The organism is Mucilaginibacter conchicola (assembly GCF_003432115.1).
GTDB lineage: Bacteria > Bacteroidota > Bacteroidia > Sphingobacteriales > Sphingobacteriaceae > Mucilaginibacter > Mucilaginibacter conchicola.
In genome coordinates this window covers 1-10,702 of record NZ_QWDC01000011.1, presented here as the reverse complement: position 1 = coordinate 10,702, position 10,702 = coordinate 1, and the positions used below count along the sequence as shown (strand labels likewise).

11 protein-coding genes are annotated in these 10,702 nt (G+C 47.1%); 8 read left to right on the top strand and 3 right to left on the bottom strand.

Annotated elements, in window-relative coordinates; genetic code table 11:
* Positions 1 to 608: 608 nt before the first annotated feature.
* From D0C36_RS24275 to D0C36_RS24255, 5 genes are all read left to right on the top strand, one after another.
* A complete protein-coding gene (locus tag D0C36_RS24275; RefSeq protein ID WP_117394335.1) occupies positions 609 to 1,370 on the top strand; it encodes an SDR family NAD(P)-dependent oxidoreductase in 762 nt (253 codons plus the stop codon).
* A gap of 345 nt (positions 1,371 to 1,715) precedes the next feature.
* Complete coding sequence (locus D0C36_RS24270; RefSeq protein WP_117394334.1) at positions 1,716 to 2,633, top strand: DUF72 domain-containing protein; 918 nt, start codon at positions 1,716 to 1,718, stop codon at positions 2,631 to 2,633.
* A gap of 559 nt (positions 2,634 to 3,192) precedes the next feature.
* On the top strand, positions 3,193 to 4,527 hold the full coding sequence (gene argH / locus D0C36_RS24265) for an argininosuccinate lyase (RefSeq protein ID WP_117394333.1): 1,335 nt from the start codon (positions 3,193 to 3,195) through the stop codon (positions 4,525 to 4,527).
* Positions 4,528 to 4,655: 128 nt separating this feature from the next.
* Complete coding sequence (locus D0C36_RS24260; protein WP_117394332.1) at positions 4,656 to 4,856, top strand: YwbE family protein; 201 nt, start codon at positions 4,656 to 4,658, stop codon at positions 4,854 to 4,856.
* A gap of 21 nt (positions 4,857 to 4,877) precedes the next feature.
* Positions 4,878 to 5,564, top strand: a complete 687-nt coding sequence (locus tag D0C36_RS24255; RefSeq protein WP_117394331.1) for a DUF1345 domain-containing protein — start codon at positions 4,878 to 4,880, stop codon at positions 5,562 to 5,564.
* A 160-nt stretch (positions 5,565 to 5,724) separates the two neighbouring features.
* Here D0C36_RS24255 and D0C36_RS24250 read toward each other — a convergent pair whose 3' ends face one another.
* Entirely contained in the window at positions 5,725 to 7,014 is a 1,290-nt protein-coding gene (locus D0C36_RS24250; RefSeq protein WP_117394330.1) for an MFS transporter, read from the bottom strand.
* A 149-nt stretch (positions 7,015 to 7,163) separates the two neighbouring features.
* Positions 7,164 to 7,421 (bottom strand): hypothetical protein, encoded by a 258-nt coding sequence (locus D0C36_RS24245; protein WP_117394329.1) that lies wholly within the window; start codon positions 7,419 to 7,421, stop codon positions 7,164 to 7,166.
* A 229-nt stretch (positions 7,422 to 7,650) separates the two neighbouring features.
* Between D0C36_RS24245 and D0C36_RS24240 the strand changes: the two genes are divergently transcribed.
* Genes D0C36_RS24240 through D0C36_RS24230 form a run of 3 tightly spaced genes read left to right on the top strand, consistent with a single transcriptional unit; the run spans position 7,651 to position 9,667 of the window.
* Complete coding sequence (locus tag D0C36_RS24240; protein WP_117394328.1) at positions 7,651 to 8,937, top strand: DUF2851 family protein; 1,287 nt, start codon at positions 7,651 to 7,653, stop codon at positions 8,935 to 8,937.
* A 1-nt stretch (position 8,938) separates the two neighbouring features.
* Positions 8,939 to 9,160, top strand: a complete 222-nt coding sequence (locus tag D0C36_RS24235; RefSeq protein WP_117394327.1) for a PspC domain-containing protein — start codon at positions 8,939 to 8,941, stop codon at positions 9,158 to 9,160.
* A gap of 24 nt (positions 9,161 to 9,184) precedes the next feature.
* Positions 9,185 to 9,667 carry a hypothetical protein gene (locus D0C36_RS24230; RefSeq protein ID WP_117394326.1) on the top strand — a complete coding sequence of 161 codons (483 nt, stop codon included), beginning with the start codon at positions 9,185 to 9,187 and terminating at the stop codon, positions 9,665 to 9,667.
* Here D0C36_RS24230 and D0C36_RS24225 read toward each other — a convergent pair.
* Positions 9,664 to 10,702 (bottom strand): M20 family metallo-hydrolase (locus tag D0C36_RS24225; RefSeq protein ID WP_117394325.1); only part of this gene is annotated, 1,039 nt, incomplete at its 5' end. The two genes, D0C36_RS24230 and D0C36_RS24225, sit on opposite strands and share 4 nt — an antisense overlap.

Sequence of the window (10,702 nt, the reverse complement as noted above, 5' to 3'; positions counted from 1 at the left end):
CGTCAGTGGATGTTACTTTCTTTTTTTCCGCTAAAAAGAAAGTAACCAAAGAAAAAACTCGCGGCTACGGTAACGCGCTACAAAGTTTCTGATATTTCAATGCCTGTACTATCCGCACGTTACACTATGCCGCAATGTTCGGTGGCGTTGGGTTCGGTTTAATTCTTTGTTTATCCCCTGTCAGCAAAAAAGCTTCAGGTGAAAGCGGGCAGAACGTAGTGGATATATGCGTTGGCAAGGGCATAGCAATACTTGCCCGAAGCGAAGGTTTTGTGCGAACGAAGTGGCGGCAAGATTTTGCAGCCCGTGGTTCTGCGCGATTTGCGGGGCAAAGGCCTTGTGCGGCAAAAGAAGCCTCTTTGCTGTATGAATTTTTGCTTCTTTTGTTTCAAGACAAAAGAAGTAGCCCTCCGCGGCAATGAGCGGGCTAACATCAATAAAAGCATAGACTCAGCATTTGAGCTGCTGAAATAAATTCAGCATGACGATTTGATAAGAGTGCACATCTCCTAAAAATACTGTACCTGTCACCATTTTATCTGTGCTTGTCACCATTTTTGGGGAACGATTTTGGCTCACCTTTGTAGTGTATTAAAACACGTAACAAAATGAGCACTAACAAAATTGCATTAATAACAGGCGGAAGCAGGGGCCTTGGTAAAAACGCTGCTTTAAAAATTGCCTCAAAAGGTATTGACGTGATCATTACCTACCGCGCTAAAAAAGAAGAAGCCGAAGAAGTTGTAAACCAAATACAGGCTGCCGGCCAAACTGCTGCTGCCCTGCAACTGGATACTTCAAAAGTGGCCAGCTTTGCGGGATTTAAAACCGAGCTGACCAAAACTCTGCAGGATACCTGGGGCCGCGATAGCTTCGACTTTTTGGTGAACAACGCCGGTATTGATGCCGCATCGCCATTTGCACAAACAACCGAGGAAGATTTTGACAACCTATTCAACGTTCACTTTAAAGGCGTTTACTTTTTAACCCAAACGCTTTTAAATAACATTGCCGATGGTGGCCGTATCATCAACCTATCAACCGGTTTAACCCGTTTTGCTACACCTGGTTATGCTGCTTACGCATCAATGAAAGGCGCTATCGAGGTGTTCACCAAATACCTGGCAAAAGAACTGGGTAGCCGTGGCATTGCGGCTAATTTAGTTGCTCCGGGCATCATCGAGACCGATTTTACCAAACGTGCTTTTGCAAGTCACCCTGATATGCGCGAGCGTATCTCCTCTATCACCGCACTGGGTCGCCCGGGCCAGCCGGACGATATTGGTGGCATTATAGCATTTTTATGCACCGAAGATGCACGCTGGATCAACGCACAGCGCATTGAGGCTTCAGGCGGGATGTTCCTTTAATAGAGATTAGCGGTTGGTTGATTAGAGATTAGTTGACCGCTATAAGTATGTCATGGTGAGCTTGTCGAACCACTCTGCACACGTAGAGGCGGCCTCGACAAGCTCACTGTAAAAATTGGCTTGCTTATACTTATCTTCTGCATATTTAACTCACCCGATCATCGCTCCCGCTCGACCACCCTCTCTTCGCTGCGCGAAAAGAGGGAATTATCTTTCTCCTCACCCTCTTTGCGCAGCAGAGAGGGTCGACCAGCGAAGCGTAGTCGGGGTTAGTAACAAAAAGAGATGGTTCAATCACAGGCCATCTCTTTTTTGTTTACTATCTTTCGGCCTAAATATTTGGATATGGAATTTGGCCGCGTACCTGAGCATGAACTGGCAAACGTTAATTTCTCACTCCCTGCCGACCCCGCATTTACTACCGAAACACTTGCCCTTGCCGACAGGTCTCAGCCGTTGCAGATGCATGTAGGTTGTGCAAAATGGGGGCGTAAAGAATGGGTGGGTCAGATCTATCCGCCTAAAACAAAGGACGCCAACTTTTTGGATGAGTACGTGAAGCATTTCAACTGTATTGAGCTGAATGCCACCTTTTACCAAACCTACGGACCTGATACCATCAGCAAGTGGAAACAAAAAGCCGACCCTAATCCCAACTTTAAATTTTGCCCTAAATTTTCGCAGAGCATCAGCCATATCCGCAGGTTAAAAAATGCTGAGGATATTACCACTGCTTACTACGAGGGTGTAATGGCTTTTGAAGATAAACTCGGCCCTATGTTTTTGCAGCTGAGTGATAATTTTAGTCCGAAAAGCCTGCCGGAGTTGACCGCTTATCTGGAGCATTTGCCGACAGATGTACCGGTTTATGTAGAGCTTCGCCATAAGGACTGGTTTGCCGTGCCGGAGAACCGCGAAGCTGCATTTAACCTTTTCAGACGATTGAACATCGGCTCTATCATTACCGATGCCAGCGGCCGCCGCGATGTTATACACATGATGCTGCCTACCCCGCATGCCTTTATCCGCTTTGTGGGCAACGGCCTGCACCCTACCGATTATACCCGCTGCGATGAATGGATTGAGCGCATTGCACAATGGAAAGAGCAGGGCCTGCAATCTGTTTGGTTCTTTATGCACCAGCACGATGAACGCTACTCGCCTGAATTGGCTGATTATGTGATAGAAAAAATGAACAAGCGCTTGGGCGTAAGCATCCCGAGGCCGCAGTTTATTGGGAAAGAGATGGGGTTGTTTGATTAAAGGTTCATACCCTTATCGTCATGCCGAACTTGTTTCGGCACCCCAATCGCTAAGGGCTTGTGGTAAGTATCAACGCCAGTCCGCTCAATTGCCGCGGAGGGCTGTTACTTTTTGCTTGATCAAAAAGTAACCAAAAAATCAAGACAAAAAAAACCTTCCGCCCTCTGGCCTTTACCTTGGCCCGGTTTTTTGTCAAGCCTTCCCGCGTTTGCTTCTACACTTTGCCATTCTATTAATTCTCAAATCCTGAAAATTCTGATTCTAACAATGCGTTAGGGATAGAAACGGATACCGGCCCCTGCGCTTAAGGCCTGTGCCATAGGCATCCGTTCGGGGCAGGCGTATGAGTGAATAGCCTGGCCCCGATGTTTATCGGGGAAACGCCCACATAATTAACTCAGCCCCCCCTCTGCTTCGCAAAGAAGCCTCTCCCCAAACCCCTCTCCAAAGGAGAGGCACTTAAGAAGCTACCCTCTTTTCGCGCAACGAAAAGAGGGTCGACGAGCGGAGCAATGTCGGGGTGAGTAAAACAAAACGCATTTAATTCTATATTTGCAGCATGAGCAAACTCTGGCAAAAAACTACCAACGTTGATAAACTGGTTGAGAACTTTACCGTGGGCCGCGACCGCGAGCTGGATAACCAGATGGCGGCTTTTGATGTGCTGGGATCGTTGGCGCATACGCGGATGCTGGAGTCGATAGGATTGATGAGTAACGACGACCTTGCCCTGGTGCAACGCGAGCTGAAAGCCATTTACAACGATGTACAGGCCGGAGATTTTGCCATTGAGGATGATGTAGAAGATGTACACTCGCAGGTGGAGATGCTGCTTACCCGCCGCATTGGCGACGCCGGTAAAAAGATCCACAGCGGCCGCTCGCGTAACGACCAGGTGTTGGTTGACCTGAAACTATTTTTCCGCCACCAGTTGCAACAGGTGGTTAATGAAACTGATAATTTATTCCGCCTGCTGCTACAGCAGAGCGAAGAACATAAAGACGTTTTGCTGCCCGGCTACACGCATTTGCAGGTGGCTATGCCATCATCGTTTGGGTTGTGGTTTGGGGCTTATGCCGAAAGTTTGGTTGATGACCTGGAGATGGTTTTGGCCGCCTGGAAAATCACCAATAAAAATCCTTTGGGTTCGGCGGCGGGCTATGGTTCGTCGTTCCCGCTAAACCGTACCATGACTACCGAGTTGCTTGGTTTTGACAGCATGGCGCACAACGTTGTTTATGCGCAAATGGGCCGTGGTAAAACGGAGCGTATTATTGCGCAGGCGTTGTCGTCAATAGCCGCCACGCTGGCTAAAATGGCCATGGACCAGTGTTTGTACCTGAGCCAGAATTTTGCGTTTGTAAGCTACCCCGAACATTTGACTACCGGCAGCAGCATTATGCCGCATAAAAAGAACCCCGATGTTTGGGAAATTATGCGTGGCAAATGCAACCGCTTGCAGGCCCTGCCAAATGATGTAGCCATGATGACCACCAACCTGCCATCGGGCTACCACCGCGAGCTGCAATTGCTTAAAGAGTTGCTTTTCCCGGCCTTTACCGATCTGATGGACTGCCTGCAAATGGCCAACTTTATGCTGCAGCACATCACGGTTAACAAGAATATATTAGATGACCCTAAATATGCTTACCTGTTCAGCGTTGAAGAAGTGAACAAGGCGGTGCTTAACGGCACACCTTTCCGCGATGCATACAAGCAGATTGGTTTGGATATTGAGCAAGGCAATTTTAATCCTGATAAAACCGTAGCCCATACCCACGAAGGCAGCATAGGCAATTTGCAGAACGAGCAGATAGGTGCCGCCATGGACAAGATCATCAGCAGTTTCGACTTTAAAAAAGTTGAGGATGCGATTAGCTGGTTGGTTCGTTAAGTCGGGAGTCTGAAGTCGGTAAGTCCGAAAGACGAAACCTTGCTTCATTATTCTTTTTTTTACTTACGGACTAATAAAAAACTTTCGGACTTCCGGACAAACGGACTTTCGGACTAATAAAAAACCCCATGCACGGACGCAACAGAGCAGATATATATCCCGGACTGGAAGTAGATATCATCCTTAAAAAAGATCAGCGCAGCGGCAAGCTAACCCGCGGTGTGGTTAAAGATCTGCTTACGAGTGCTACCTACCATTCGCGCGGTATAAAGGTGCGTTTAGAGGACGGGCAGGTTGGCCGTGTTGCCAATATTGTTGAAGAAGACTAAATTAGGCCATACATTATCCGTATGGCAACCCACACTTCACCCAAAAAGCAATTTCTATTTCGTATTGATGCACATTACCGCCTCATTATCTCGTTGATAATTGGAGCGGTAGCATTCCTGTTATCTCGGCATTTACAATCGGTACCCGAGGTAACTTTGATCACCTGGATAGCGGTAGCATTCACTATTATTGTGCTGGATTGGATATGCATATTGGGCGCTCATCCGCGGGAGATCAGGAAAATTGCCAGTCTGGAAGACTCGAGCCGGACTTTGATATTCCTTTTTGTAATGGTGGCCTCGCTGGTGAGTTTGCTGGCAATATACCTGCTGCTAAAATCATCCAAAAACTCGTCAGAAAGTACAACTGCAGCTTATATTATCCTGGCCATGATTGCCGTAGTGGTATCATGGTGGCTGGTACATACGGTATTCACCATGCGATACGCGCATTTGTATTATACCAAAGATAGTCATGGAAAGGAATTAGAAGGTCTCGATTTCCCCAAAGATATGGCCGACCCTGATTACCTCGATTTTGTCTATTTCTCCTTCGTTATCGGCATGACCTTCCAGGTATCAGACGTGGAGATCTCATCCCGCCGCATACGCCGACTGGCATGGATGCACGGGCTTATTTCGTTTGCCTTTAATACAGCAATTGTGGCTTTGAGTATCAATGTGATATCGGGGCTGGTATCTAAGTAATGACCGCTGATTGGGGGTGATTAGAGGATTGGTGTGATTTCTCCACGCGTCATTGCGATCCGCCGGCTGGCGGAGTGGCAATCCCCTACTTACAGAGCGGCTCTGTATATCGAGGATTGCCACGTCGCTGTTGCTCCTCGCAATGACGCGTGGCCGGACTTTACTCCCCCTCAATCTTCGAATGCTTCTTCGTATCCTTCATAAAAGAGTACACCGCCAGGGATACACCTATACAGAACGTAACATACCAGTAAAACCAGCTCTCGTGGTGGTTATCTTTAAACAACAGGGCAATATACTCTGCCGTGCCGCCGAAGATGGAAACCGCAATGGCATACGGGAAACCGACACCTAAAGCACGGATATGCGCAGGGAAAAGTTCAGCTTTTACTACGGCATTAATGGATGTGTAATTACTTACCACCAACAAGGCGATCATAATAAGCGCGAATGCCACCCAAAAGTTCATGGTATTGCCAAGGAAAGTAAGGATCGGGATGGTAGTCAGCAAACCTAAAATACCGAATGCTTTGAGCATAGGTTTACGGCCTATACGGTCTGATATGTAGCCGTATAGTGGTTGCAGCAACATAAATACCACCAATGTTAAAGTTGATATCAGTGTGGCATCGCTTTTATCGAAACCGCTGGTGTTCACCAAAAACTTTTGCATGTAGGTGGTGAATGTATAAAACGCTACCGTACCGCCAAGGGTTAAACCAATAACGGTCAACACCTCGCGCGGGTGTTCACTAAGGGCTTTGAGGGTACCACGTAATTCGGGCTTTTTGGTCTCATGGTCAAACGTGGCCGATTCCTGCAGGGTACGCCTCAGGTACATTACTACAATTGCCAGCACAGCACCAATGCCGAACGGGATACGCCAGCCCCAGCTATGCAGCTGTTCATCCGATAGAAAAACGCGCTGCAGCAATACCAGCACGCCAAGTGCAAGTAATTGTCCCATGATCAAGGTCACATACTGAAAGCTGGAGTAAAAGCCGCGGTGCTTTTTATCGGCCATTTCGCTGAGGTAAGTGGCGCTGGTGCCGTACTCTCCACCAACGCTGATACCCTGCAGCATCCTGGCTAACACCAGCAACACCGGGGCGGCAACATTAATATACTTGTAGCTGGGCGTTATGGCTATCATTAAAGAGCCTGCGCTCATTAAGAGCACCGAAAAGGTCAGCGCTTTTTTACGCCCGTGTTTGTCGGCAAATGTACCCATCAGCCAGCCGCCTATCGGGCGCATCAGGAAACCAAGGGCAAAGATACCTGCGGTGTTTAGTAACTGCGCGGTCTGGCTTCCTTTGGGAAAGAAAGCCCCCGCAAAGTACAGCGAGAATGCCGAGTACACATACCAATCGTACCACTCTACCAAATTCCCCAACGAGCCCCCGATAATGGACCAGATACGGCTTTGTGTTGTAGGTTTGGTGGTGTTCATAGATGGTTGTGGGTTTTGACGAAGATAGTTAATTACTTCAGTGTTTCATTAGGAATGGCATTGAGAGATATGAGTCGTCAGTGGATGTTACTTTCTTTTTCCGCAAAAGAAAGTAACCAAAGAAAACTCGCGGCTGCCGCAAAATGCTTTTAAGTTTCTGCTATTGCATTGCCTGTGCTACCCGCCTTTTGCGAAGGCCGCATAAGTTTGGTTGCGTTAGGTTCATCACGATAGTTTTTTTTTCCGTCAGCAAAAAAGCTTCGGGCAAAAGCGGGCAGAACAATGGTGGCCTGTGCGGTGGTAAGGGCATTGCGGAATCGTTTGCAGAAGTTGTGGGCGGTGGGCGGGGCAAAGGATTTCCAGCCCGTGGTTCTGCCCGCTTGCAGGGTAAAGGCCTCGTGCGGCAAAAGAAGCCTCTTTGCTGTATGAATTTTTGCTTCTTTTGTTTCAAGACAAAAGAAGTAGCTCTCCGCGGCAATGAGCGGACCAATGTGATTCTAACCATAGGCTCATACTAAAGAGATTATTGATGTGTTTAATTTTCTTTAAGGTATCAATGAGCTCCCTTCGGTCGGTTGTCTTCGTACCTCGCAATGACGCCTTTTATATTCAAACATTTTTTCCTTATCTTCCCTTATGCTTTTCACCGAGGATTTTTTGCATTATGTGTGGCAGTTCAGGCTGTTTAACCGCATCAATTTGCGCACTACCGAAGGCGAAGAGCTGGAGATCCAATCCGTTGGCCTGCATAACAAAAATGCCGGGGCCGATTTTCAGAACGCCCGTATTCGCATTGGTGACACTACCTGGGCGGGCAATGCAGAGCTGCACCTTTCCTCTTCCGACTGGCAAAAACACGGGCATACTACCGATGGCGCTTACGACAATGTGATACTGCACGTAGTGTACAATGATGATCTACCGCTTTTCCGTGCTGATGGCAAACGCGTGCCTACGCTGGAACTGAAAGACCGTATCCCGGCCGAGCTGCATTACCGCTACCATAACCTGGTATTCGGTAACCAAAGCATTATCCCCTGCGAGGGGAGTATTGCCACAGTGGATAGCATCACTATGCAAAACTGGCTGACAAGGATCCTGGTTGAACGGTTGGAGAAACGTTCGCAAACCGTAATAGCCGCCCTGCAGCAAAACCGCGGCGACTGGGAAGAAACGTTCTATCAATTTCTGGCCGCTAACTTTGGTTTTAAAGTGAACGCGCTGCCGTTTGAGCTGATGGCAAAATCGTTGCCGCAGAACATTTTGGCTAAGCATAAGAACAATGCCATACAGATTGAGGCGCTGATATTTGGCCAGGCCGGTTTTTTGGATGGAGAAATGGAAGATGCATATCCAAAGGCTTTACAAACCGAATATAATTTCCTGCGCAAGAAATACACCCTTAGCCCTATCGAGAACCATCTGTGGAAATTCCTGCGGATGAGGCCTCAGAATTTCCCTACCGTACGACTGGCGCAGTTTGCGGCTTTGGTTTATCAGTCAAACCACCTGTTATCAAAAGTATTGGAGATAAAGGATATTAAGGAAATGCGCGAACTGTTCAGCAACATCCGTGTAAACGAATATTGGGAAACGCATTACCGTTTTGATAAGGAGAGCAAGGCATCATCCAAAAGCCTTGGGGCGGCATCTATAGATACTTTGATACTGAATACTGTGGTGCTTTTCCTGTTCAGCTATGGCAAGCATCTGCAATTGCAGTATTACGTGAGCAGGGCTTTAAAAATGCTCGAAAATATCCCAGCCGAGCACAACAATATCACCGATGATTTTGTTAACTTAGGATTGAAAATAAATTCGGCGTTTGATTCGCAGGCGCTGCTGGAGCTTAAAAATAGTTACTGCAGTTATAAGAAATGCCTGCAATGCGGCGTTGGTATTAAAATTTTAAAACCCAACTGATATGCTACAACGGATCATCACCTTTTTTGAGCGCTACTCTTTTGGGGTATGCACCTATCTCGGCGAACGTTTTAACGTATCTATCGCCAAAATAAGGTTATTCTTTATCTACTCGTCGTTTTTGGCGGTGGGCTTTCCACTGATATTTTATTTCTTTGCGGGCATCGTTCTGGACATCCGCAACTACGTAAAACGCAAACGTACCCGCGCTATCGACCTATAATACAACCTTACCTGAACCTTTATCGTGACAATAAAATTTCCGTTTTTAAACATCAAACAGAAACCGTTTGAGTTGTTTGGCTTGTGTGCAGTGGTGTTATTTATCCTCTCGCTCGTTCCGTTTAAGCAATCTTCTGATATCAACTTTCACGATACTTATTTCGTGTTTTCGATAAGAAGCCTCTTTATTTCATGTACGGTCTTATTCCTTTTTATCTGGATGTTGTACCTGCTTACAAACAAGATGTCGCTTTCATCCAAACTAAGCTGGATACACACTTTAGCAACAATAAGTACTATTGCATTCTTGCTAATGCTCCCGAGCGGGATAATATCATTGAACGATAGTCCTAAACGATATTACGCGTTTGCAGAAGCCGAACAAGCGTCATTTTTAAATATCACTACTTTTTATTCGGCAATGGCTATAATACTGATAGTCGCTCAGTTATTGTTCCTGATAAACATTGGCGCAGGATTAATAAAATGGGCACTACGCAGGGCTTAGACTATACCATCAAGCATTTTGATGTATAGCTCAATGCCGTGGCCTATCTCATCTACATAAATAAACTCATCAGCAGAGTGCGAACGTGCCGAATCGCCGGGACCAACTTTGATTGATGGAATATCCAGCAACGACTGATCTGACGTAGTTGGCGAACCATAAGTTTTACGGCCCAATGCCACGCCCGATTGTACAAAAGGATGGTTTTTATCTATTGATGATGGTTTTAAGCGGATGCTGCGCGGGCGAACCTCACAGTTCACATGCTCGCGGATGATCTCCAATACTTCTTCGTTGCGGTAAGCATCGGTCACCCTTACATCAACAGTAAAAGTACATGTGGCAGGTACCACATTATGCTGCGAGCCGGCGTTGATAATGGTTACCGACATCTTGATAGGCCCAAACACTTCCGATTCTTTAGGGAACCGGAAATTACGGAACCACTCGATATCTTTAAGCGCTTTGTAGATGGCGTTATCACCTTCCTCGCGGGCGGCATGTCCTGCTATACCAAAAGAGGTACAATCCAGCACCATAAGGCCGCGCTCGGCAATGGCAAGCTCCATTAGTGTAGGCTCACCCACAATACCGAAGCTTAGTTCGCCAAGATCAGGGATGATGAGCTCAAGACCGTTAACGCCCGAAATCTCTTCTTCGGCAGTGGTTGCCAGGCAAAAGTTATATTTAAGATCGGCACGATCAAAGTAGTACAAAAACACGTGGATAAGCGATACGAGGCAACCGCCGGCATCATTACTGCCCAGGCCGTACAGTTTGCCATCTTCAATTTTGGCATCATAAGGGTCGCGGGTGTAGCCACTGTTGGGTTTTACCGTATCATGGTGCGAGTTGAGCAGGATAGTTGGCTTGTTGGCATCAAAATGCTTGTTCCATGCCCAGATGTTGTTGAGCTTGCGGTGCGTTTTAACGCCGTGCGTTTGCAGGGTTTGCTCTATCAGATCGGCAGTGCGGTCTTCTTCTTTACTGAAAGACTGGATAGAGATCAATTGCTGCAATAACTGCAGCGCCTGC